Genomic DNA, 24,605 nt, shown 5'->3' with positions numbered 1-24,605 from the left:
TGATTTTATCGCTGATCAAGGTATGGGTTTGAGACTAATTGAGCGTGTTTCTTAATGAGATATCGCCACTGATGATGTTAGCTTGCTCTCCCGTCAGGCTGACCAGTTTAGCTTCGATGTGCATCGACATTGGAAATTGGCTATCGGGTTGTTTGATGATCACTTCAGCATAGGTCCGAACGCGATTCGACAAAAAGTAATAAGTGCCATTCCATAAACAATCAAAGTAAAAATTAGACTCACTTAGATTGATATTCTCTAAGCGATTTTTAGCGTGTCTAAGGTAATTATCTGTAGTGATAATACTGCAGGTATTGTTAGCGCTGCCATTACCAAATTTAAAGATAAGAGCCGATTTTTCTTTGAGTTTTCCCTGGGAACCACCAAGATACTTATTTAAGTTAATCGTGATGGCAGGCTTATCGATAGCTGTAGTCGTTTTGGTAGTTGCTTGAGTATTTACCGATAAAAACAGCAAGCCAATAGTTACTAATACTGGGCTAATCCAGAGCTGAAGATGCATGGTGCACTCCTTGTCGCATATTCTTTATTGCCAAAGTGTTCTCACTACACTTGAGCAAATCATGCACTTGAATATGTGTTTCAGCAAGTTTTGGAGTGTAATTAAGTTATTGAAAATTAAGCATTCAATTGAATAGCGAACAACAAGGATGACTCTGTGTTGTATATGGGAATGAAAGAAGAGGCTAGCGCTTGTAGTACAAGGACTTAGCTGTAGCGCTATTGTTTTAGGCGGTGATGCTTTACCTAGTAAAAGGGGATAAACCTCAGTTTATCCCCTCTGTATCGCGACGAAAGTCTGTATTTAGCTTGTTACAGAGTGCTGATTTTTGCGTGTTATTACTTCTGCGCGCTTAGCTCAATCGTTGACTCAACTGCAGCGGAAATATCGCTTTCATTAAACAAGAAAGGACGGAATTGCTTACTGTTTGAGTAAAGCTCACTTTGGTCATTAAACTGCGGGCTCATAATATTGCTCGATTGCGAGTAAGTTAAGATGCCTTTAGCCACAGGGCCTTGATCGGTAAAGCTCACCGCCATCATCCAGCTTGACCCATAACGAATTGCATAGCCTTGCTCAGATAGACCCGATGCGAGTGGTTTGCCGGTAACGGCGTCCATCACCGCGGCATACTCATGCTGAGGTACTAACGTATCGTCACCCGATAAACGGGTTGAGAATACATTAAATCCACCTTCTGCATTATGGGTACCGGGCCAAGGTAGCTTGGTGCCTGATGGTGTGCCATCGGGTAATGACTTTTCAACAAATTGCACAGTGCCCATTGCGGCATCAACATCAAAACCTGCAGCTTCTACGTTTAACGCTGCTTTGGCTAGCGCCACTAATGCACTGCCATCTGTGGCTAAGCTATTTGGCGTAGTGGCGGCATTATTGGCATCAAATGGGACAGTCAACATACTTGCTTGATCAAACTGGTGGGCAAACTCACGTACAAGTGCACCAGCAATGCTGTCGTTATCTTGCTTACCGTTCCATTGCTTTAACGCTGCGCAGGCAGCACTGATATCTTTAGATTGAGTCGGGCTGACCACCACTGGATCGCTACCTTGAGCTTCACACTGAGCAATTAAGTCAGTAAATATCAAGCTATCAAGATAGATGTTATTAGCCAGTGCAGCAGCTTCTAGCTCGTCGATATTAAATTTACCGTCTTCACCAGCAGCCTCGTTCATAAGCTTAAGCGCCATACGGGTACGTAGAGACTGTTGCCCACGCTCAGGGCCGTACATTGCAGAGTAACCTTCAAGCGGCGCTTCCAGGTTGGTTGACCAAAATGAGTTGTTGGAGTTTTGCACAAAGTCACTACGCTCAAGCTTAGGGGCGTGCTCGTAGGCCATTGGCTTGTCAAAGGCAAACATAGAGGCATTGCCCGGTAAAATCGTAAACCCAGCTTGCTGTCGTGCGGCAATAATATCGGGGTTTGATTTTAATAGGCTAATGGCGATCCCAGATAAGCCCGGAACGGTCGAGTCATCAATATAGAAAGTGTTACCGTCTTTATCGGCATACATGGTGTTATTAAAAATCACGCCATCGTAATCTTTAAAGGCCTGCTGGAACTCATCTTTGTTGGTTGCGCGGTTCATGGCTAACCAATGATCGATTGGATCTTTGTTAGCCATGTTGGCATCTTGCAGCATAAAGGCTTGGCCATCATCCCAACCAAATGGCGCTTGGTTAGCCGGAGCTTCTGCAATAGGGCCTTTTGGTGTGGTGTAGATATCTTTTTCTGCCACCAACATGCCCGCAGGGCCGCCATTGACTAAGATCTGTACTGTTTCTTTAGTGATGGGCATTGCCTCACCATCAAACAGGTATTGCATGCGATCGCCGCTAACGAGCTCAAGATTGTACAATACAAAGTGTTCAGCGGTTGAGAAGGTATGCGTCCACGCCACATCTTTGTTAAAGCCAATGTTAATGGCTGCTGGCATACCGACTAAAGAGCCTCCCATGACATCAATATGACCAGGAATGGTTAAGTGTGATTGCCAAAAACGCAAGTTACCTGTATGGGGGAAGTGCGGATTACCCAGCACCATGCCTTTGCCGTTTTCAGTCTTATCTTTACCTAAGCCCCAACCATTTGAACCGAGATCTCTAGGGTTAGTTTCTGGTGTCTTAATAGCGTTTTGATAAGCAATAAACTTGCTATTCACGTCCTGAATAAAAGCTGTTTGCGCTTGAGTTGGCGCTGGGCCGACGATGCGCGGAAGGTACTCTTGACCATCACCGGGGTTGGCGTAAAAAATCAGGTCAAGGAAGTTAGCCGCACCCGGTAGCAAGGCGATAGAAAATAGGTAGTTGGCCACATCTACGCCATCAATAGGTTTAACCCAAGGCTGGCCTGAACAAAATGGCTCGCCAGTTTGGGTCCCTGCTTCTACGTCGGCTAGAAATTGGTTATAACCAGCACTGAAACCTTCCATTAATGCGCGTGAGTTGTAGCTAAAGCTTGGGTATTGCGCTTCAGCTTTTTCACGGATCTTCAGTGCCTTGTAGGCAAAGTCTGAAATTAAGTTGCCGTTGTCTTCAGCCGTTGGCAAACCCGTGGTGAAATCGATAGAAGCATGAGGGCCAAAGTACATCGAGCGTTCAGAGTTAGCCTTGATAAACCCATCAGCGAGCACACATAAGTTGTCTTGAGCCTGAGCATAACCGCTGCCAAAACCTAAGCTTTCAAGATTGTCGGCTTGGATATGGGGGACGCCATAAGCGGTGCGGCGAATTTGGGCTTTAAGCTGCCCTTCGGGAGCAAAAGCTTGCAGCGGAGGGATCACTTCAGGTGTGGGTTCTGGTACAAAGAGTGAGTCACTTTTGTCAGTTTCTTCATAGCCGCAACCGGTTAAAACAACCGTCGAAGCCATCCCCAAAGCGAGCACTAACTTATTTAAGCGCATTAAAAGATCCTTTTTATTGTGTTGTTCCATCAATCATTGTTGATGGATACTTTTATTATTTCGGATGTCTTAATTTTGATAGTAAAACATATACTTACTGAACTAGTGAACGAATAAGTACCCAAAATATTTTTATCAAATACGACAAAGACATGTTGGTTAGTTAACCAGTCATTTAAACGTTTGTCTACATCTTGTTAACTTTTTGGCGTGGGGGATCATAGCGGCGAGAAGGGGGCGATTATTCAGACTTCAATTGATTAATAGCGTTAGCGATTAAAAATTAAGTAGGTTTAAAAGCTTTGCTGGAAAAGCAGTGGTTTAAAGGTGTTGGTTTTTAGCCAGAGTGCAGCGCCGAAGTTTATCGGCGCATGCGCAGGCTTAATGAATACTTTGGTGGCTGAAACTTAAGTGCTTAGCGTCTTTTATGAGCTCGATAAAGTTTTGTCTACTCAAATGCACTAAGGTGTTGTGATCGCCGGCCTCGAAATAGATCTCCTTAGCTTCGACCAGTAGATCGTCGTAAACCGCCTCTAGGTTGTAAGCATCACCTAAAGAGGGAATGGCACCTTTGTGACAATCGCTAAACATGTCATAGACCTCTTTCTCCTCAATCAAGCGAAGATCTCGGTTTAGCTTGTCGCCTAATGTTCGTAAACTGACCTTGTGATTGGCTGGCAATACAGCCATGACTCTTCGGCCTTCATGATCCTCTAAAGTGACGGCTTTGGCTAACTGTGACGGGGATATATTGGCGGCAATAGCACTGCTCAGCGAGCTAGAACTATGGGGATGGGGAACAAGATCAAATTTGATCTTGTTGTCATCTAGGTAGTCATTCAATCGAGCTGAAATAGACACGGTGTTACCTCATAAAGGCTAAATAATGCTACCTATTATTATAGTTCAGAGAGGGATAACTGGCTTATAAACGCATTAACTACAGCAGGAAATATCTTGGTTTTTCTGGGGAGATAGAGAGTAATGGTTGAGCCTAGATTGGCAAGCGAGTGTGGCGATATTCATTTCAATATCATAGGCAATAGGCTTTGGATTAGCTGCTTATGACCTGGTGTTAATTGGCTATTCTTTCAAGGCTTAAGTAGAGGGGGGGTAAATAATAGACAGTTAAGGCATAACAGGTTACCGTAGCTTGAATGTTTTTTAGTCACACATTTGTAACAATTAAACGTCTGCTTTGCTTGGGGTTTATACAATCCCTTAAGGGAGCCTGTTAACGAATAGCTATTGCCTATAGCAAGTAACTAATAAGCAAATTTAATGGGTCATTGATGGCCATTTAACGGGTTTAGACGCAACAAGACTAAATAAGTGACTATTTGGTTTATTTATACATATTCAGGAAGAAGATATGACAATAAGAAAATGGACGCTAACAGCATTATCTGCATTGGTTTTAACCGCATGTGGCGGAGGTGGTGATGATTCATCAGGCTCTGCTGGCAATGGTGGCTCATCTGGCGGTAATGTGCCGAAAATTACATTAAATACAGTTGTGGACAATCAATGTGGAATAGAACAGCCTAAGTCTGGCGTCAAAGTATTTGTGCACAATAATACGGGTGACATTATTGCTGAGTACGTAACAGATGCCGATGGTGCGCTCACTGCAGACTGGCCGAGTAACGCTAAACATATCACGTTAACCGCGGACAACCAGTACTATTACAAAGACCTGCCAACACTCAAGGTTATTTCTAATGTTAATGTTGAAGCTGGCGATTTAGGCATTACCTATTTTCGTGATGACAACAATGAAGAAGGTTGTAACTGTAAACAAGTCGAGTTTCCGGTGCAGTCGCTTATCGAGGACGCGCCAGACAGTTTGCTGTATTTGGGAGGCAGCAGCTATGAGTTAACGCCATTTACTAGTTCCCCCTTAATTGAGTGGTGCGATGGTGTTGGGCCAATAGATGTGCAGTTAATTGCTGCCGATGGCCAAAGTAGCCTAGGTGGCAGTATTGATTTGACCGATAAAACTCAATATACATTGAATATGAGTGACTTTACCCAGCAGGGCGTAGTGGTTGACTATGTTAATCCTTATGATGCACGGATCTTATATGCCCGCTCATTTGAAGGTTGGACCAATTATAGTCAAAACGATCCGGTATTTGTTTACCCAACATTAACTAATAGTAGCTATGTTTGGCCAGCGAGAATGGGTCAAGAATACATTGGTAATGTTACCGCCAATAGTTATAGCTCTGCACGACATCTAGTCACATCAGAGGGCAAGACTTCTCCGATAATGCTTTGGGATCCGGCTAACGGCTTTTCTGATGCGGTCTACTCATTATTCAGTGAGATCTCAACTGGCCAGGCGCCATACCAATATGATTTTAGCAACGTAAGTACTGATATCGCGTTGACTCACATGAGTTTGTCTGGAGATATTGATAATGGGGATGCTGAATGGATTATTTGGGGGGGCGTATCAGGCAGCATGCCAGATATCAAATTGCCAGCGGATTTAGATGCAAAATTTGATTCGCTAAATTATCCAAGACTACAGATTGGTGTTAGAGGCTACGGCTCAGAAAAGCCACTAAGTGAGTGGCGTAAACTGTTGGCTGAACGAAGCCGCATGGCAGATGGTCAATTGAGCGTACTTGATTATGAAACGAATTATATGCGACTGAGTTTCGATCTTAATCAGTAATTTGAGTTAACAATGAGTTTAATTACCGATAATTAAACTAAAAAGACAGCGAAAGCTGTCTTTTTTATATCGGGGTTTATGCAAACGACGAGCCTTTGTGAGGCTCTTTGGTTATAGCGTTGCTTAACGTTAGTGCTAAACGAGTCTATAAATAGTTGGGTTGATTGAGCTTATCTCAATACTTTACTTAAAAACGCCTGAGTTCTGGCTTCTTTAGGATTGCTGAACAGGGCTTCTGGTTCATTCTGCTCAACGATAAAGCCGCCATCCATAAAGATAACTCTGTCTGAGACATCGCGGGCAAAGCCCATCTCGTGGGTGACAATCACCATGGTCATGCCTTTCTGGGCGAGCGACTTCATCACATCGAGTACATCACCGACCATTTCAGGATCGAGCGCCGAGGTGGGTTCATCAAACAGCATCAATTCAGGTTTCATTGCGAGTGCACGGGCAATTGCTACCCGCTGTTTTTGTCCACCCGATAGGCTCGATGGATACGCATCGGCCTTATCTTTTAGGCCAACCTGCTCAAGTAGAGACTCGGCTTCAATGTCGGCTTGTGCTTGTGTCATCAGCTTTAGTTTTACAGGTGCAAGGGTGATGTTTTGCTTAACCGTCTTATGGGGAAACAGATTAAAGTTTTGAAACACCATACCCACTTTTTGTCTTAGCTTATCGATACAAGCGCCCGCAGCGGTAATCGATTGACCATCGATAAAAATTTCGCCTTGAGTTGGCAGCTCTAGTAAGTTGATGCAGCGTAAGAAGGTACTCTTACCGCCACCTGACGGGCCGATCACACTGACAACCTCGCCATGGTTAATCTGCTCATCTATCCCTTTTAGCACTTGGTTATCGCCAAAGCTCTTATGTAAATCATTAATTTTAATCACTTTGCTTTAACCTCGTTTCAAATCTAGATAGCATAAAGGTAAAAATATACGTCAGTAACAGGTAGATAAGTGCGCAGGTAAATAGCGGCACACTGTCTTCAAAGGTACGGCTACGGATAATTTCACCTGCACGCATTAAGTCCACGCCACCAATAAAGCCAATTACCGCAGTTTCTTTAAGTAACACAATAAACTCGTTACCTAGTGAGGGCAGAATGTTTTTAATCGCCTGAGGCAGGATCACCTCTTTCATGGTCGCTGCTTGCGATAAGCCTAATGAACGTGCCGCTTCCATTTGCCCTTTATCGACGGCTTGAATACCGGCTCTAATGATCTCAGAGATATAGGCGCCGCTATTAAGACCGAAGGCGATAACGGCTGCAGTGATCTTATCCACGTCCAGTGCCGCTAGCACAATAAAGTAAAGGATCACTAACTGCACAACCACTGGCGTACCACGGATCACGCTGACATAAAAACTGGCTGGCCAACGTAGATACCATTTCGATGACATCTTCATCAAGGTGGTTGCCACACCGAGAATTGAACCGATTATCATTGCGAAGAAGGTCACAATCAAAGTGACTTTAAGGCCATTCAGAATAAGATAAATTCCGATTAAGCCATCTTCGCCTATTGGGGTAAACAGTGAAGTATTAATTGCATCAATCATGCTCTACTCACTTCATGTGCTTGTTAACGAGGGCGTCATAGCCACCGTTTTGCTTCATGATGCTTAAGCTGCTGTTAATGCTGTTTAGCAGCTCAGCTTTGTCTTTAGCCACTGCAAAGCCGTAAAACTCGGGTGAAAAATCCAGCTCAACCATTTTTAGCTGTGGATTCTTCTCTAAAAAGCTGATGGCAGGTTCGCTGTCAAACAACACCAGGTCAACCTTGGCATTTTTTAGCTCCATCACGGCTTCGAAGCCTGAGTTGAAGGCGGTCACTTGTTGGCTGTAACTCTTAGCCATAATGTCGCCAGTAGAGCCTAGCTGCACCGCGATATGTTTACCCTTAAGATCATCTAGGCTGTTGATGCTGTTATTGTCTTTATTGACGAGCACCATCTGGGTGGCTTCATAGTAAGGCTCTGAGAAATCGACGCTTGCCTGACGCTCTGGCGTAATAGTCATGCCCGAGGCGATAAAGTCGACCTTACCCGCATTGAGCGCTACGATAAGCGAGTCAAAATTCATGTTTTCAACTTTTAGGGTTTTGCCTGCATCCTTCGCGATCTGCTGAGCTAAATCGATATCGAAGCCCATAATCTCATCGCCACTAACGCCACCCACATATTCAAAAGGTGGGAATGACGCATTGGTGCCCACTACAAGTACATCATCACTCTTACCGCAGCCAGATAACATTAATGTGCCTGTTAAACCTAAGCTTGCTACAACCAATACTGACTTCTTCATTTTCCACTCTCTTAATCAAAATACTCAACTGGGATTGACTATAAGCTCATATAAAGTTAAATCAATACTTATGCGTTAAATGTGACTAAAAATTCAATTGAAATTGGTTTGACTGATTAGTTATTAATCTGCTGGAAGGTTTTTTAACGTATTTTTAACAGGTTTTTCTTTGTGTTATAAGGTTGCTTCACATTATTTAGTTTTTAATTTAGTAGCTATTGATGAATAAGTATGTGTTAGGGAGGTGTTTTGTTGTATGGCGAGATAACCTTGATCGCGTATCTTTAGCGAGATTACCGCAGAAGGCTAATGGCTCCTCAAGTGACTCAGTATTTTGTCTATATCATTTTTGATTTTTATCGAAAACAGTCGCCTTAAGTAAGGCTTGCCACTGTTTACGTTGCCGGCCTGATTTTATATGAAAATTAATAAAAACAAACATCACATCAACTGATTTCCCGTTTAAGGTTATTACTTATGAAAAAGCTCTTACTTTCAACATTGTGTTTTATTTCTCCTTTTGTCTATTCAGCTAACGAGTCGGTCTATCTGCATTATGATGAGGCATTGGATGGTGTTACTGACTTCCAGAAACAGATCAAATTAAATATCGATCTATCAGGGAACACTATTATTGGTACGACTGATACGGGGTCGGTTATTTCTGGAGAAGTAGAAAACACTAATAGCCAGTATATAGGTTCTGGTGATAAGCCAAGATTTCAGTTTGAGATCCATCAAGGTGAAACCCGTAATTGGTATTTTGGTAACATCAACGGCAAGTATTGGGAGGGCGTGTGGTTTGGTGCGGATGGTGAAAAAGGTGACTTTTCACTCTATAGTGATTTATTGACTAAAGACGTGCCTCAGTTTGAAAATATTATTGCCTATTATGCTGATGATGTATTTCAGTCAGGTGGTAATAACACTCATAACAGCTTGAACTCAACCTTCTTAGTTGACTCTGATAATCTTGAACCTCATTTTACCAATGATGAGTATTTCGACACCAGCAAGGGCATGTTGCTGCAGGCTGATGTACGTGATGCTAACTTGCCAATCTCTTTTTATATCGATTTTGAAAAGCCTATGCCGATGAAAACGTTCCGCTTAGGTTCGTTTAACAATGGTGAAGGCACAAGACTGCGTACCTTTAACTTTGATATTTGGAAAAATGGTGAGTGGCAAACAGTAGGAAACTTTGAGTTTGCGCCGATTTATGCACCAACTTATCAAAGACAGGAGTTTAATTTACCGCGTACAGTCTATGCCGAGCGCATTCGTATTTCAGCGACAGCAACCGATGATTATACTGATGGTAGCAAGCTGCTAATGTGGGGACTATCTTTTAAACGATAAAAGTGTAAACGTTAGTCGTTTGTAGGTAAGAGAAGCTGCCTATACAAAATAAGCCAGCTGTTAAGCTGGCTTATATATGGGAAACTATTTTTTAGAGTAAACCTCTTCAATTTTTTGCTTAACTTCAGAGCTCGTGAACTGCTGAATATTTAGTTGCTTCTCTATAGCTCTATATGTGGATGGACTTCTCTGACTCGCAGTAGAAAAGAGCTCTTCTACGAAGGCTTTTGAGCTCGCTGGTTGTTGAGCGCTCCACTGTATTAATGCTACAGCAGCTTCATATTGGCCCATGTTTGCAAGAGTATTTAAAGAAGTAATAGAGAGTTCACTTTCAGCCTCTCTGGTATTGATAAGATACTGTAATTGTGGTACGAGACGTTCATTATTAATATGGCTCATACTTGCCAATACTATCGGAGTTTTTTCATTATCGGCATCTACTTGCACAACCAAAAAGTTAAAGCTTTGCTCTGTTGCATTTCCAGCGATTCCGTTGGCAACATCAGCTAAGAATAGGTTGTCACTGAACATGGTATTAAAGCTGTTCTCTAACAAATCGATATGTGCTGCAGATTGAGCAATTTTTTTCAGTGACTTCTTTGCTACGTAGATCGCATTAGAATCAGTGACATTCTCCTCTTCAAGAGTCGCAAGCAGTAAACTAACAGACTCTTTGGTGTTTATGGCGGCAAGCAAACTCAATAAATACTCCTGGTTTCTAGAGTCGAGGTTACTATCGGGCACTTGTAGCAACAGCTTCAATTCTGCATAAACTTGCGGGTTAGCAGTCTTTTTCAAAGAGTCAATTAACAGCTTTTCAAGTTCTATATTGATTTCACCTTTGGTTAGAAGTGTTTTTACTTCCGTCCAGTTAGCATAAGTTTCTGCTGGTGTGAGCTGTTCATCTTTGAGCTGTTGGCGAGTAGAAGTGCCAATAGGCTTTGACTCAACATTAATGCTGTTTACTAGCGTTGATGAACGACCGCCTTGGCTGACAACTTCATTCACTCGTGGCATATTTACGTTAGTTTGGCTGTTGCTTTGGAATTGACTGCCTGTACTCGTTGCAAAGTAAATAGCGATGAGTACTGTGCAGCCAATCAAAGCAATGGTTAGTTGCTTGTTCATTTAAATTATTCACTCCAGCCAATCGCGCTGCGAATCGATTCAAACATTGTATGTAGATCCGTTACTTGTAGTGGCAGTTCGGTATGGATCACGTTGTAGTCGTTATTGGTGAAAGACAGGTCTACATTGCGTCCAAAAGGAATGAGTAAGTTGCTTAGCTGTTGACTATATGATGGCACTATTCCGTCACCGATAAGACTCTCTCGCGTTTGACCTTGCTCGATATAACGAAGAGTACTTGGGTGAGGGTGGTCACCAACAAACCAGCTACCATAATCATAAAGATCGTAGTCTGAGCCCGTAACAGGTAATTGTTTAGCCAAAATACCAAACTTGGTGCCACGATAGCTAAGCTGAGCGGTAATGATATTTTCAAGAGCTAGGATATTGCTGCTTAAGTCATTGATTTCTGTAGATTCAGGTGATAGAAAGTCAATACTAGGGGCTCTTAAATCCATAAGGTTGTCTTCGAAATACCATCTTTCTCCAGCTATCATTTTTACCACCTCCCAGTTATCTTCGCACATGCCTCCATCGTTCTCATAACTACGTTGTGGCAAACAATTGAGCTCCATAAAACGGTAAAAACGCCCAAATGGTGAACCTTGGTGAGGCGTGCCTGTAGTGACGAGTGCTTTTACATGGTCTGCGTATTTTGAATCAGCGTTCTGCAGGTAAGCTCTTGCTGCAAGTCCGCCTCGGCTATGTCCTAATAGAACTATTTCGGTATCGATCCCGAGTTTATTTACGATCTGTCCAATAGCTATTTCAACTTCAGCCCCTAACAGGTCAAAGCGTGAGTAGTCACCACTACAACCCAATGTTGAAATACAGGTTTTACCTTCAAGCCCTTTAGAGCCTAAGTTTGTATCACGATCGTAGCCGCCAAAGTCAAGCCTAAAGCAGGATTCACCTTTGCTGTTAATTTGAGGTAGGGCTTCTATCTCGTCACTGATATTGAGTACAGCGCATGAACCGGAATAAAAACTATCGTCGGCGACTAGGCTATTCCATGTCTCAGAGTCTGATGCAAGCCCATGTAATAACAGGCTCACTTTACTGATAACAATTTCATCTAAAATTGCCTGTAACCGATAGCTAGAGTCTTGTTGTGCTGCAACGGCAATATAGTGAGTTTTACCTTGTTTCAGCCTTTGTAGACAGCGTTCTGCACTTTGATAGCTGTTGTTTGAACGGCAGTCGTAATCAAACTTTGTTGGAATAGCATCTTGTTTTACATACAGGTCTAAATCACCTGAAAGTTGTGACAAGCTAACATCTAGCAGAATGTCTTCAGGTGTTTCTAATTTATAGAAATGCCACTGCTCGGATAGAAGTGTTTCATTTTGAGCTTGAGATAAGAATAACTCACTTGGAGATAGCGCCGTGTGACGGTCATAGTCATAGGGATGGGTATCTTGCTCGTTGGGAATATTATCCCCATCAATATCGCTATCAGCACTATCAGCAATTCCGTCAAAATCAGTATCTAGCTCTATGGTTTGAGATGAGTTTCGAGCGACGCCTTTAAAATCATTCACATCACTTTGAATACTGGCATATTTAGCTATATCAGCATTAATGACGCTTTGATTTAGCGCTACATCAGCCAACTGTTGCGGTGAGATAGGGAAGGCGTTGAGGCGTATTAAGTCGGCTGCAATCAATGTCATTCGATTATTTTTAGCAGCGATAAAATCAGTTAATAGTCCGTTAGTGGGTAACTGTAATTGCGCCGCGACTTCCGTTTTAGCGGCGCTTAATGTCAGACCCGACTTCATTTTTAGATAAACGAGAGTTGAAAATGGCGTAACTATTCGCTCCCCTGCCGGTGCGGCTAGGGTAAAGCTATTAGTTATTAACCTGCCCAAACCTTCATCAAATGTGACAGATTGCTTTGCTTCTACAAAAACGGAGTAATCTTTAGCGGTTATGGTATTGGGAATGCTGAGTATCGCTTTACCTTTGTTGTCCGTAACTGCGGTCGGATTTGAAGCAAGATATTGACCATTGTTCTTTACATCGAGCCATGCAGTGGCGTTTTCCAGGTATCCATCAATTGCTGTAATGGTATAGCTTGAATAAATAATTGCAGGAGCTGTATCCGAAGTGTTTTCTGATGAATCCCCACCTCCACCGCAAGCGGTCAGCACAAAAAAAGAACATAAACCCATCAATCTTAATATTGTCATCCGTTGACTCCAAAAAATATAAACAATTTAGTGCCTGTATAGTTAGGTAAAACCCCTTATTATTTCGGCACTTCCATTTTTTTCGGCGGAGATGGTAGCATGCAATAAATAAATTGTTAAATGATTGTTGTTGAAGTTTTCGGGGGCTAAAGCTGCAGAAGGGGCGCATAACTGCTTGGTTGGCATATTATGAATGTACAAAGTGATATTTGCAGAGATATAAGCGAAAATAAAGCCTACTATTGGAATAATCTAATATTGTGTGCAGCTATAAAAATCTAATATTTTTAATGTTGAGAGGTGAATAAGTTAATCGTGCGAGCTTAACCAATAATAGAAAAAGACAGTCTAAGCTGTCTTTCTTGAGGGGGAGTGGCGGTAGAGTTTTATATTTACAAACTCTTGCTTAAAATCCCTGAGAAACTCTTTTGCAGTAACGCTGCTCAAAATTAAATGGCGTCATCTTTAAGGTGCGTACGGCATCAACCCAGCCTACAACCATAGGCACAAGTGTCCAGCTAAATGCTAAATACAAGCTGCCTTTTAGGTGTTGACCTAAATAGAACTTGTGTAGTCCTAATCCACCAAATAGGAAGCTAAACCAGATCGCCAATTTTTGATTTTTAATATGCATTTCTGGATCGACGCCAGAAAGGGCTTCTAGTCCCTGGGCGGCATGACATTGGGGGCAGGAAACTACATTTACGTCGATCTTATGGCTGCACTGTGGGCAATCTATGTTTTGCATTGCTAACTCCAACGGTCAAATTACTGATACCTCATTATGTGTACAAGTGTTCGCCGAAACATAGGTGCATAGTTCACAGAATGAAAATAAAACGCACATATTGCGCTGAAAGCCACACTGCTAAAAGTTAGAGCGACTGTTTAACCTTGATTAAAAAACATATATGTTCACGCCATCTACCTTTAGAGGCTTTATTAATGTGAGCTTTTAGCAATGTGTAGAACCGGCTATTGACAGCTTAGGCCAAACGTAAAAAGCCAGTTGCGCGGGCAACTGGCTTTGGTTTCTAAGCGCGTTTGTAGCTGTCGCAAGGCTAGGCTAGCAGTTTATTTGTAGCTGTATTGGCCGTAACCATTGGAGAATAACCAATCATTACCGTTTGACCACTTAATTCCAGATGCTTGTGTACATTGGCCGCCAGCATTGATAAAGCCCGCACCGTAGAAGCCTGAGCGAGTCACACTACACAAGTTCTGCTTACTATCAACTTTCGCTTTGATACGCTCACCAGTATGCAGTGGATTCCATAAAGACAACCACTGGAACTGATTAAGCTGTGACTCAAGTCGTTGCTCATTGTCACCTTGGATCACAGTGATGTCATCACCGCCGCTACAGCGGTAGTCGTTAGTCACGATTTGCTCAACAAATCCATGTACAGTTTGTACTGTGCCATTGATAGCTAGCTCAAAGCGGCAAACGGGGAGATTTTGACCATTTACTTTCATAGTGGCCAAGTTATTCAGTTCGCGTGAGCTTAATGAGTTGTAATCCATTTTAGCGCTATGATCGAACCAGCCATTACCTAGTGTGCTATTGAGCGCGTCGTAACCATGCTCTTGACCTAAGATCACGGCTTCAGGCAGTTCATCGATACCGGTTTCTAATGACGGCGTTAATTGTGCAAGGACATGCACACCTTCATTATCTTCACAGCGTAAGGTGATGTCTGCTAGCTGTTGTTGTGGCAAGTTTAAATGGAACTTATTGCTTTCGACGCTGTTGAAACGTTGGCCTGCTAGATCGTAAGACTTTGTCTGTCCTTGTTTATCAAGCACGTCAAGACGACAGACATTGTGGTGACGATATTGACTCTGCTCGATTTCATTACGCCAAATAGTGTAGGACCAATCATTATTATTGCTGTGCTTAACGCCAGGAATTTGCACGCACTTATCGCCTTGTACAAAGCCTGCACCATTGTGACCTGGGTTATTGAGATCGGTTAACATACAGATATTAACTTCACCGATACCCATGGTAGGCGTATACATAATTTTTCCGCGACCGATTGGGTATAGCAGGGCATAATCGCCACTATCCGATACCATGTGTTGGTTTTGTCCATCAATTTTCCAACGCATATCGTCACTGGTACGACAGCTATTTGTGTCATCAACGTGACCGACTAAGTTGACGTTATCACCTGCAGTCGTGACAAACTCAAATTGGCATAAACGCTTAGTTTTGCCATTGTCCGCAATCGTTTTCCAAGTGCTTAATGCCTGTTGAACCGTGGTTAAACTTTGGTAATGGTGCCAGCCGCTGTTGAGTGTTTCACCAGAGTTAACCGGTGTGTATTCAGTCGCTTCTGGTAATTGAAAGGTGTTACCGTAGTTTCCGTAAAGTACTGGGTAAATCTGGCTTGGATTAAGTCGCATAGGGTCGTAGATTCCCACTAAAGTGGTGACATTGATACCTGTATGCTCTGCTGTGCTAGCGTCTATTTCTGAATCAACATAGCGTTGCTGCTCTTGGCTCCACTTAACGTAGTAATCTGCGCTATCTGGCATTTGATTGAAGCCACTGTTAAGCCAAGTCTGAGTTGCTCTTGCTTGAGTGGGATGCTCAAAAGTGTAGTTGCTGACGACGCCAACTTTCTTGTATTCACCGCCAGCTTGGGCATCGCGTAAAAAGCGGAAGGTATCTAAATACGGTGATGAGACTTCGCCGCCTATATCTAGCTCTTCAGCTGAACCACGCCAATCGATATTACCGATAAAACGCTTGAATACCGCGTCCCAGCCCCAGCCACTTTCCATATCGTGTACTGATGCCATGCTTGGCCAGTGGCCTCGGCCGTAGTTATGGCCTAGTTCATGTGACCACTCATTACCGGTTGTGTCTTCAAGGGTTAAAATGCCACCGCCGCCACTGCCGCCATGAACCACGGTTTCGGTTTGCTGAGTTTTTGTATCAATATATACGCCAACGTTGGTATGGGCGGTAATATGGTTAAAGTAACGGTTATAGGTTTGCGAGTTACCTGCGCTGGTAGTAATGCCGACGTTAGCATTATTAATACCAGTCGAAATCATCGCCTTGCCAATGGCTTCACGCATGTCACCAGAGTGCCAGCCACCGTCTGAGTCACTGCGCTCAGTATAAACCTTACCATTTGGCATGGTCACTACTGGAAAGTAAGCTGATGCGTATTGACCTACTACAAGTTTAGACACGGGGATCTTTTGGAAGTAATCAGCAGCATGTTCAGCCGTATTGTTAGCCATAGTATTACGGCCACGCGGCTCTGTTAGCATACCCATATCGATGTTTTGGATAATGAGCTCTGGCGCACCACCAAATTCAATGTTTTGCTGTAATAACTCGGCATAGCGACCATGATTATCAACAAATTGTAGGGATAAACCTGGTTTTACCCATTGCCACTCTAGTGGGAAACTCCACACATTGTGGCCGAAAATAACCGTTGGACGACCTTCTACTGCATACTGATCGGTTTTTGGTTGGTTGGCTGGTGACAGCATCATTTGGCGACTGACTTGCTCGCCATTTTGATAAACCTCAACCCAGATTTGGTTGATATCATCTTGCTGTGGGCTTAGTAATAGCATGGCTTCGCGGCCAATCACGATGTCTGGCGCGTTGAGCTCGGCATTACCGTATGGCGCAGTAAGACTGTGACTTTGCATAAATGATACATGCGCAGCTATCTCACCATCGAGGTGATTTAAGTTGCGAATACCGTCATGAAAACCCACTTTTTTGGCTTCGGTCGTGAATAGCAATGGCGTAACATCAACACAAGCAGTGGTGTTACAAGCTTGGATCTGCGCTTGATATTCGGTGCTTGGGGCTAGTTGGTTGAAGAAAAATTCAGGTGAGTCGGTTGTAAATAGTTGTGGTGCTATCTTGCTGTTGGTTTGGCTTAAACTGATTTTATATTGATTACCTGCAATATGCCCTTTCCAGGTTAGGTTTGCGCCAGTATCGAATACGCCTGATAACTCAACATCACTCAAACTAGGAGCGCTGTTACATTCTGTTTTTTCAAATCGCATAGCTTGTTCAGCTGAAAAGCTTTGGTTTGGATAATACTCAATAAAACAGCCAAGAGTATCACTACTCATGCTGCCGAATTCATCATGAATAAAATAAAAACCGTAGTCATTATTCATCACGATATCCCATTTTTCATCAAGAAAGGAGAACGTGTCGTAATAAGGTTTTAGGGCTTCATCACCGCCGTAAGGAAACGGAAATTTAGGGTAGTTATTGGGGTGTAGCTCGAAGCGATGGTTGTTGTGAACAATATAACGTTTGTTATCTTCTTCAATTACACCGTCACCAGTTATCCCACGCTGCTGCATACTGGTGATAATGCTGAAGGTTTGTTCAGCAGCTTGTTGCATATTAACTTGTGCTTGCGCCGATAATGGCACAATTGCACTAGCAATCAGCAATGTTAAAGGTCGAACTCTATTTTGTAGCATTAAATAATTCCTTATTGAGATAAATCAATCAATAAGGCAAAACGCGTAAACATGACCCGTCACTCATCGATAACTACAATGAGTTATTTGAGTGGCAAGATACCAATGGCATCCCCGCTATCGTAGGTACAAATGACCCTTAGACCGGTGGTTTTGCGTCCCAGCCTTTCAACTGGTTTGCCTTTTTCTTTGTTGCAGCGATTGATTGCTGCAGGCGGAATGTATGTTTAACCGTGAAATAAAACAAGTATTACCGTAAATTGCTGGCTGTTTGCTGTGTTTGTGAGCGGATTGTTGCTATTTTGGGTTTAGTGGGCATCTTCTTGATGCTCTAACTTGGCTAGACTGCCTGAAAAGTCAGCAGAGGTTTTCAATCAAGTTGAAATATTATGTTTGTGAGTTGAATACTGACGGAGCAGTATGACGGAGCAGTATGACGGAGCAGTATGACGGAGCAGTATGACGGAGTTGGCTGGGAGAGATAGAAAAGCCTAGCAGCGATAAAGGCGGATAGGCTTTTGGGAGCTAAATTAGCTAGCTTTGCTACGTCTTAAATAGGCTTAATAAAGCTCAATAAATGCTGTTTAACTTGATCTGATGCAAATGAGTTTTCAGCGCTCATCTTGTAGATTTTGAAATAATCAGCTTCGGTTAAGTTAAATTTTTCAACAGATTTTTGCAGCTCTTTAGTCATGGTCGTATCAGATACGGTACGGTTATCTGTATTAATCGTGACCAGTAAGCCATCTCTATAAAAGTCACCAAATGGATGGCTGTCTAAGCTTTCAACGGCTTTGGTTTGTACATTGCTACTAGGGCAAGCTTCAAGCGCAACCGCTTCGCTTTTGACTAAGTCGTAAGCGTCTTTATGGCTATTGATATGGATACCGTGGCCGATACGTTCTGCACCGAGTAGTGAAATGGCATCGTACACGTTTTGCCCTACGCCTTGTTCACCGGCGTGAATCGTGATGCGGTAGCCGCTTTCAAGCGCATATTTTGCGTAGGGGATGTACTCATGACTAAAACCTGGCTCTTCACTTGCAGCTAAGTCAAACGCGACCACCCCATTATTGAGGAACTTAGCGCCTGCATCGATAACATCATTGATATCATCTTTTGGCAAAACTTTAATGATAGAAAGGATGTAATTACCTTTAATATCATATAGTGCTTCAGCTTTACGCATACCCTTGATGACACTTGCAATAACTTGCTCGAAGTTAAGGCCTTGCTTGCGATGAAGCTGTGGTCCAAAGCGTACCTCTAAGTACTTCACATTCTCTTTAGCCGCATCTTCAAATAGCTCAAATGAAATGCGCTCAAGCGCTGCTTCTGTTTGCATAACCGATAACGGAAGTGCAAAGCGAGTGAGATATTCATCGAGGTTTGGGCAAGATTCTGGCGCCACCATTAACGCTTTAATGTCATCAACATTATAGCTTGGTATTTCAACACCCTGAATTTGGGCAAGGTCGATAACTGTTTGCGGGCGAACGCTACCGTCTAGGTGGCAATGAAGATCGATTTTGGGTAGCTGTAGATAATTCATGAAGCTCTCCTTTATTGAGTGGTTATACCGATCTGGATAAGTAAAGGTTCAAACATTGCATAGCAAGCATAAACAAAAACTTAATTAGATTGGTATTACATAAAGTAAAGTCTTCATAATCAAGAGTTTAGGGCTCTTGGTAGAAACTCTCAAACCATATCATTGAGATTATACGAAGGGTTAATGCTAAATATTAGCATTCAATTACCCAGTTGCGAAAGATCTCAATAACAAATAACTGCAAAGTGATCTTCATTTAATGCTAAAAGTGGGCTACGGCGTAGCCTATTTTGCGAAAGTAAACCCAGCCAAAAGGTAAGAGTATTTCTCCTTTCGACTGGCTCTAATTGCATGCACTAAGCGGCATATCATGATTTGCTACGGATAACTTTGCTACGGATAGCTAGGTTACTATATAGCTGCGGCTATCTTAGTTACTAATAGCGACTCCATGACAGCTTTAGCCGTGGTGTGCTTTGAGTTTTTGAAATAAGCTGTCTTTTAAGTTAGCGCGGGTCAATTTAAGTTGATGCATATGTTCGTCATCGGTAGGACTACCGGCAATTTCAAGCTGACGAATGTCATAGTCTAAGAGGTGATATTGTTTTGATAATTTTTCAAACTCTTGGTCGGTATAGTTCAAGTAAACAATGTCTTGTTTAAACTCTGGAAAGTCGAAAATAAGCGCATGATTTTCATTTAACATAGATGCTCCTTGAAAGACTGAACTGGTTTATTTTAGAACTGCAATCACTATAGCACCATGATACTGAGTAAAGAGGTAGTTTTTCGACATTTTAGCGATCCAGTTAACAAAAATGTTGCTGTTCTGCATAGAGTGAGGCATGGCATAAAATGTCGAATTGAAATAGAAGGTTACGTGTCTTGGGGTTTAGGTGGGAAATCGCGAACATGCACATCCATTTGCGGGAAGGCAATTTCAATCTCGTGCTCTCGGAACAAGCGGTCGATGTTTTTATTGATGATATGAACCGTTGATAGGCGTAATTCAATCGCAGTGATATGCACTCTCAATTCAAAATCAAGACTACTTGCCCCAAATGTTCTGAACACCACGGAAGGTTGTGGTTCGGGTAACACTAATGGGTGCTCATCTGCAATTTGGTACAGCAAGGTCTCCACTTGATCGATATCAGAGCCGTAAGCGACTCCAATAGGAATGACGATTCTGGTGATGGGGCTCGTCAATGACCAGTTAATTAGCTTTTCTGTAATAAAGGTCTTATTTGGCACCACGATTTCTTTGTTATCCCAATCAATAATGGTGGTTGCACGGGTCTGAATTTTACTGACTGTTCCCGATAAATCATTAATAGTGACAATATCGCCAATACGTATTGGCCGTTCAAACAAGAGAATCAAACCGGAAATGAAGTTAGCGAAAATTTCTTGTAATCCAAAGCCTAAGCCAACGCCGAATGCGGCGACCAGCCATTGCAACTTAGACCATTGAAAGCCCAAGATGGAAAATGCGGCCATTAAGCCTCCCATCAAGATCACATAGCGCAGCAGGGTTGTTACGGCATAGCCTGCACCTGGAGCCAAATCAAGACGGCGTAGGACCAAGAGCTCTAAAATTCCCGGTAAGTTTCGTACTCCAACAAAGGTTACGATTAATGTCACCATTGCATAAAGCAATGATTGCAGAGTCACATCCACTAGCTTCACACCGGTTTCCGTGATCTCGTTTACCTGCCATACCACGATGCTATCTAACCAGCTGGTCATCTCCAATGCACTTGACCACAGGGTTAACACCGCAACAATTAAGCCTATCAAGGAAAAACCACGTAATAAGGTTAATGATTGCTCACTTATCTGCTCACTCGCTAAACTGCGTTCTTCCACATCAGGAATCGTTTCTCTTAGCTCGGCAATTTCGGGAATTTCATCTGTTTGCTCTTGTTCTTGTTGCTGGGCAATCAGCTCTTCGCGTCGGGCTAGCAATCGTTGGTAGTTAAGTTGCCTATGCTCTAGCTTTAACCAGCGCTCTCCCATTTGATAGGTGAATAGCACTGCTAACACCACGTAAATAGTGAGTTGCTGATAGATAAGTAAAATCCATGACGCAATATAGAGCCCCATGACCGCCATAACGATAATGGTGATAAACGAGCCGATAATCACAAAACGAAATAGATAGAGAGAAAATCCTCGATTGAGAGGCGCGGGTAACGTGGAGGGCAAATGGTTTTCCTTCAACAGTGAAATAAACACCGTCATCATGACGCCCATCAGTAATAGGAACAGTACTCGTGATATTTCTGCTTCATGGATACCAGATATAAGCTCTGCAGCAAAAATACACAGCAATAAAATGATAAATGGCCAGCGAATGCGTTGCGTTCCTCGGTGCAGGTAGTCACAAATATTTTCAGGCCAATTTAGGTGTAAAGCTAATACGCCCTGCTTATAACTTAGGGCGTTAATGAGTTCGACGACAAACAGGCCTGATGCACTGGCGAAAATGAGTGTACTGAGCTCATTCGAAGTTGGTACAGGCCAAAGCCAATAGACTAACCAAGTCGTTATCACATACCAAATAGGTAAAATAAGCGCACGCAGGATTGCTAATGCAAACAACGAAAAAGTAAAGTAAAAACGGTCTTTTAATGGGTGACCAAAGACCTTATGGAGCTCATCTTTACGTCGTGCTGCGTATCGATTGAGTCGTGCAGTCATATAGATAAGAAGGCTGGTGTATAAAGCAAACACTGTAGCCAATATTATCGACTGCCTTTGTGTCACTTTATCGAACATGTCTTTAAATGATTTATTGGTTCCAAACCAAATCTCTTCTTTAAAATCGGTAAGGTGCTGCCAGATTGGTACGTTGCTGCGCGTCCATAACTGCTGTTCTTTTAAAAAGCTGCGAGCCTTTTCAACAGTTTGCGCATATTGGTCTTTGACTAATTTTAATTGGCTCAATGCAGAAATAAGTTTTTCATAGTCCTTTGTCAATTGAGCTAATAATTGATCTAATAACGCGGCTAACTTATCAGGGGCTTTATCGCTCGCTTTATCTGCGGCAGTAGTACTTTCTAGTGCATTATCTCTTATCTGACCTATTTCGTATTTGCGAATGTGGGCTTTGGCAATACCGTCTGGGATATATCGAGTGTCCACTTTGGAAGGCAGGCGTTGCAACTGTGCTCGAATGGAAGCGCCAAAAGCGGTGCTGTCACGCAACCAGGCTAGGTTCGTTTTTATCAAGCGCTGTTCATCGGTTAAACTGCTCTGTTCCGACTCTATTTTTTGATAAGCGATCCGAGCTTTATCTATTTCTGCTAATACCTGTTCTAATTCCAAAGTATATTTTTTGAGTTGCTCTATCTGTTGTTGATCTTGTGCATCGCCTTGGGCTGACTCCTCACTAACCTGTCTTGCTTTTTCAATCAGTGTTTTAACTGAAGCTTGTTCAACTCGCGTCAATTTATCTTGTAATTTAATCAGTATTGGCGAGGCTGTTTGAATTTTTTGGTCCAACAATTGTTGTTCTAAACGCAGCAATTCAGTGCGTTCGTCTAAACTTTGTAACTGAGCGGAAGTTACTTGTCGTTGAAGTTTGAGCATGGCCAAATGGGTTGACTCAAGCCACTGATCTAACTGACTGCCTGTATCGCTTTTAATAATAGAGGCTTGTTCGATTTCTCGATCTGTTTGCGCAAGAGATTGGGGCAGAGCCGTTCTTGCATTAACCAGCTGTTTACTTTGATCACTATTGGATTGATAGCTTGAGCGCCACTCAGTCACAGCAGCCTCTAGTGTTGCGATAGATTGAGAAAGATCGCTGTACTTATTTTGTTGTCGAAAATTAAAGATCTCTAGCTGCTCTACGTCGGTTATTTTTTTTAGTAACCGCTCTCGCTGCACCGGAAACTGGCTGACAATATTTCGATATTTGTCGCGTTCGGCTTTCTGTTTTTTGTAGCCATTAACCCGGGAGAGTAAGGTCTCATATTGGTTAATTAAGGCTTCACTTTTTGGGGATTCACTATTAAGGCGAGTGATTTCATTTTTTAAAAAAGTGGCGTCAGGTAGGGTTTGGGCGCTTGAAGGCATAGATAACAGCATTACCGACAAAAATAGGTAAAGCCAGCATAGTCGTCCTTTGCGCTTGAACTTGGTTACTCGACTCACGTACTTTCCCCATTTTCACTTTATTATCCATAGATATAAGTGTATACGGCTTGGCAAAAGCTGCAGGAAGTATCCCAAGATTTAAGGCGATTAATTTTGTTGTGTCACTAGGCTAGATTGTCACGTTGCGAATATAAAAATTGCAGGCTTAGGTAAAATAGCTTGCTTACCACAGAGGCTTAGCGGCTCAGTGAATAGGGTATGGCTTCATAAACAGATACACTCTCTCAATATCCACTCCTTCACCTCGAAAAATCCTCAACCTGAATAACTGGATTCGATTGAAACGGTTTTATTTCATAACAGGGAACATGGTGTCAGGGGCACTGCTTGTCTTTATTTACAATGGCTTGATGTTATTTCACAGCGGAGCCCGCAGCTAACCTGCTTTAAGGGGGTTTTACAGGGAAATAATTTGTACCTATAGTTAATTCAAAATGTGGTCTGTATTGATGTCGATACTATTTTATGGGTACGGATAACATACCGGAAATGAGTTTATTGAACGGAGCTGTATATGGCACTTCATAAAAGTAAGGCGGAGCTATTTCCCTTACTTCACCTGCTTGATGATTTTAGCCGTTTTCAACTACACAATGGCTTTATTCAAACATTAGCTGAAAAAGATTTACGCCTTCAGGCTCCACCTTCTGTGGAGCTAGATGAGTCATCTGTTATACCTTGTGTCAGTGTTTATGACGATTCACTTCATGAAAACACCTCTGCTTTGCAGCAATATTTTTGCAGTAAAAGTGCAGACGATAATGCCGCTATCCAGCAGATTTTTCAAACGCTAAGCCCGGTAAGCCACCTATCGGAAAGTCGACATAAAAGACACTATCGGTTGGTCGCTTTCGCTGAAGAGGAAAAGCGCACGCCAGTGGCTTTTGTGACCTTTAATGTTGGCTTACTCGACTCTTGGTATTCAGACGATAATACCTGTCATGACCGGCAAATTGGTGGCTGTTGTTACTTATTATATGCCTATGTGGTACCTGAGTGGCGTCACCTAGGTGTGGGGAGTTGCCTGTTTCATCTGATCTCAAACTTTTTTTGGTCCCAGTTACAGTTTATCGATGCGCAGGCTATGTCCCATGATTTAACTATGGTGCCTTTGGTTTATGAGAGCGAAGCGGCAAAAGGAGCAGAAGGGTTATTGAGTCAAGTGGCCATGAATATTAATCAGTATAAGGCGTTATCATTAACTCATGATAAATCCTCGACAAGGGTAAAGCCTTGTATGAGTAATATTTCCTAGCTCTTTATTTTAGATCTGCACTTGGTTTC

The 24,605-nt window shown here is 42.6% G+C and carries 16 protein-coding genes and 2 riboswitches; of the genes, 3 read left to right on the top strand and 13 right to left on the bottom strand.

The genetic code is table 11. From position 1 onward, the window contains the following. Nucleotides 1-34: 34 nt before the first annotated feature. The 3 genes from ACVBIK_RS02660 to ACVBIK_RS02650 all read right to left on the bottom strand — a co-directional run bounded on the left by ACVBIK_RS02660 (nucleotide 35) and on the right by ACVBIK_RS02650 (nucleotide 4,308). A complete protein-coding gene (locus ACVBIK_RS02660) occupies nucleotides 35-523 on the bottom strand; it encodes a hypothetical protein (RefSeq protein ID WP_447169040.1) in 489 nt (162 codons plus the stop codon). A gap of 338 nt (nucleotides 524-861) precedes the next feature. Next, nucleotides 862-3,447: an acylase gene (locus ACVBIK_RS02655; protein ID WP_447169039.1), complete on the bottom strand. Its 2,586-nt coding sequence runs from the start codon at nucleotides 3,445-3,447 to the stop codon at nucleotides 862-864. A 381-nt stretch (nucleotides 3,448-3,828) separates the two neighbouring features. Continuing rightward, nucleotides 3,829-4,308, bottom strand: coding sequence for an aminoacyl-tRNA deacylase (locus ACVBIK_RS02650; protein ID WP_447169038.1), 480 nt, complete (start codon nucleotides 4,306-4,308; stop codon nucleotides 3,829-3,831). Nucleotides 4,309-4,819: 511 nt separating this feature from the next. Between ACVBIK_RS02650 and ACVBIK_RS02645 the strand changes: the two genes are divergently transcribed. After that, a complete protein-coding gene (locus ACVBIK_RS02645) occupies nucleotides 4,820-6,130 on the top strand; it encodes a hypothetical protein (protein WP_447169037.1) in 1,311 nt (436 codons plus the stop codon). Between the two features lie 170 nt (nucleotides 6,131-6,300). Here the strand turns inward: ACVBIK_RS02645 and ACVBIK_RS02640 are convergent, their stop codons facing one another. From ACVBIK_RS02640 to ACVBIK_RS02630, 3 genes are read right to left on the bottom strand one after another with little or no spacing between them, the layout of a single operon-like run. Then, nucleotides 6,301-7,026 carry an amino acid ABC transporter ATP-binding protein gene (locus ACVBIK_RS02640; protein WP_447169036.1) on the bottom strand — a complete coding sequence of 242 codons (726 nt, stop codon included), beginning with the start codon at nucleotides 7,024-7,026 and terminating at the stop codon, nucleotides 6,301-6,303. Beyond that, entirely contained in the window at nucleotides 7,019-7,699 is a 681-nt protein-coding gene (locus tag ACVBIK_RS02635; RefSeq protein ID WP_447159490.1) for an amino acid ABC transporter permease, read from the bottom strand. The genes ACVBIK_RS02640 and ACVBIK_RS02635 overlap by 8 nt, the downstream gene beginning before the upstream one ends. 7 nt (nucleotides 7,700-7,706) lie before the next feature. Further along, nucleotides 7,707-8,444: a basic amino acid ABC transporter substrate-binding protein gene (locus ACVBIK_RS02630; RefSeq protein ID WP_447169035.1), complete on the bottom strand. Its 738-nt coding sequence runs from the start codon at nucleotides 8,442-8,444 to the stop codon at nucleotides 7,707-7,709. 477 nt (nucleotides 8,445-8,921) lie between these two features. On the opposite strand from ACVBIK_RS02630, the gene ACVBIK_RS02625 reads away from it, so the two are divergent. Beyond that, complete coding sequence (locus ACVBIK_RS02625) at nucleotides 8,922-9,803, top strand: hypothetical protein (protein WP_447159492.1); 882 nt, start codon at nucleotides 8,922-8,924, stop codon at nucleotides 9,801-9,803. A gap of 84 nt (nucleotides 9,804-9,887) precedes the next feature. On the opposite strand, the gene ACVBIK_RS02620 is transcribed toward ACVBIK_RS02625, so the two are convergent. From ACVBIK_RS02620 to ACVBIK_RS02590, 7 genes are all read right to left on the bottom strand, one after another. Continuing rightward, a complete protein-coding gene (locus tag ACVBIK_RS02620; RefSeq protein WP_447169034.1) occupies nucleotides 9,888-10,931 on the bottom strand; it encodes a hypothetical protein in 1,044 nt (347 codons plus the stop codon). Between the two features lie 5 nt (nucleotides 10,932-10,936). Next, nucleotides 10,937-13,123 (bottom strand): alpha/beta fold hydrolase, encoded by a 2,187-nt coding sequence (locus ACVBIK_RS02615; protein ID WP_447169033.1) that lies wholly within the window; start codon nucleotides 13,121-13,123, stop codon nucleotides 10,937-10,939. Nucleotides 13,124-13,529: 406 nt separating this feature from the next. Next, nucleotides 13,530-13,871: an NINE protein gene (locus tag ACVBIK_RS02610; RefSeq protein WP_447159496.1), complete on the bottom strand. Its 342-nt coding sequence runs from the start codon at nucleotides 13,869-13,871 to the stop codon at nucleotides 13,530-13,532. 326 nt (nucleotides 13,872-14,197) lie between these two features. Continuing rightward, the gene (locus tag ACVBIK_RS02605) at nucleotides 14,198-17,605 is read right to left on the bottom strand and encodes a M66 family metalloprotease (protein WP_447169032.1); all 3,408 of its coding nucleotides are present in this window, start codon (nucleotides 17,603-17,605) and stop codon (nucleotides 14,198-14,200) included. Between the two features lie 104 nt (nucleotides 17,606-17,709). Further along, nucleotides 17,710-17,797, bottom strand: a riboswitch (cyclic di-GMP riboswitch). 358 nt (nucleotides 17,798-18,155) lie between these two features. Continuing rightward, nucleotides 18,156-19,157 carry an adenosine deaminase gene (add, locus tag ACVBIK_RS02600; protein ID WP_447169031.1) on the bottom strand — a complete coding sequence of 334 codons (1,002 nt, stop codon included), beginning with the start codon at nucleotides 19,155-19,157 and terminating at the stop codon, nucleotides 18,156-18,158. Nucleotides 19,158-19,253: 96 nt separating this feature from the next. Beyond that, a riboswitch (purine riboswitch) is annotated at nucleotides 19,254-19,353 on the bottom strand. Nucleotides 19,354-19,617: 264 nt separating this feature from the next. Continuing rightward, a complete protein-coding gene (locus ACVBIK_RS02595; RefSeq protein ID WP_447159499.1) occupies nucleotides 19,618-19,863 on the bottom strand; it encodes a YdcH family protein in 246 nt (81 codons plus the stop codon). Nucleotides 19,864-20,033: 170 nt separating this feature from the next. After that, on the bottom strand, nucleotides 20,034-23,318 hold the full coding sequence (locus ACVBIK_RS02590; protein ID WP_447169030.1) for a mechanosensitive ion channel domain-containing protein: 3,285 nt from the start codon (nucleotides 23,316-23,318) through the stop codon (nucleotides 20,034-20,036). A gap of 517 nt (nucleotides 23,319-23,835) precedes the next feature. Between ACVBIK_RS02590 and ACVBIK_RS02585 the strand changes: the two genes are divergently transcribed. Next, complete coding sequence (locus ACVBIK_RS02585) at nucleotides 23,836-24,576, top strand: hypothetical protein (protein WP_447169029.1); 741 nt, start codon at nucleotides 23,836-23,838, stop codon at nucleotides 24,574-24,576. The last annotated feature ends 29 nt before the right edge of the window (nucleotides 24,577-24,605 follow it).

The sequence above is a fragment of the Shewanella sp. 125m-1 genome, from assembly GCF_052977065.1.
Note: the sequence above shows the minus strand (reverse complement) of the source record. Positions and strands in the feature narration are given on the sequence as shown.

Bases quoted from the DNA above. Each gene is read 5' to 3' on its own strand.
- ACVBIK_RS02615 (WP_447169033.1), bottom strand. From the start codon at position 13,123: ATGACAATATTAAGATTGATGGGTTTATGTTCTTTTTTTGTGCTGACC.
- ACVBIK_RS02630 (WP_447169035.1), bottom strand. From the start codon at position 8,444: ATGAAGAAGTCAGTATTGGTTGTAGCAAGCTTAGGTTTAACAGGCACA.
- ACVBIK_RS02635 (WP_447159490.1), bottom strand. From the start codon at position 7,699: ATGATTGATGCAATTAATACTTCACTGTTTACCCCAATAGGCGAAGAT.
- ACVBIK_RS02660 (WP_447169040.1), bottom strand. From the start codon at position 523: ATGCATCTTCAGCTCTGGATTAGCCCAGTATTAGTAACTATTGGCTTG.
- add (WP_447169031.1), bottom strand. From the start codon at position 19,157: ATGAATTATCTACAGCTACCCAAAATCGATCTTCATTGCCACCTAGAC.
- ACVBIK_RS02585 (WP_447169029.1), top strand. From the start codon at position 23,836: ATGGCACTTCATAAAAGTAAGGCGGAGCTATTTCCCTTACTTCACCTG.
- ACVBIK_RS02655 (WP_447169039.1), bottom strand. From the start codon at position 3,447: ATGCGCTTAAATAAGTTAGTGCTCGCTTTGGGGATGGCTTCGACGGTT.
- ACVBIK_RS02625 (WP_447159492.1), top strand. From the start codon at position 8,922: ATGAAAAAGCTCTTACTTTCAACATTGTGTTTTATTTCTCCTTTTGTC.
- ACVBIK_RS02595 (WP_447159499.1), bottom strand. From the start codon at position 19,863: ATGTTAAATGAAAATCATGCGCTTATTTTCGACTTTCCAGAGTTTAAA.
- ACVBIK_RS02605 (WP_447169032.1), bottom strand. From the start codon at position 17,605: ATGCTACAAAATAGAGTTCGACCTTTAACATTGCTGATTGCTAGTGCA.
- ACVBIK_RS02610 (WP_447159496.1), bottom strand. From the start codon at position 13,871: ATGCAAAACATAGATTGCCCACAGTGCAGCCATAAGATCGACGTAAAT.
- ACVBIK_RS02645 (WP_447169037.1), top strand. From the start codon at position 4,820: ATGACAATAAGAAAATGGACGCTAACAGCATTATCTGCATTGGTTTTA.
- ACVBIK_RS02620 (WP_447169034.1), bottom strand. From the start codon at position 10,931: ATGAACAAGCAACTAACCATTGCTTTGATTGGCTGCACAGTACTCATC.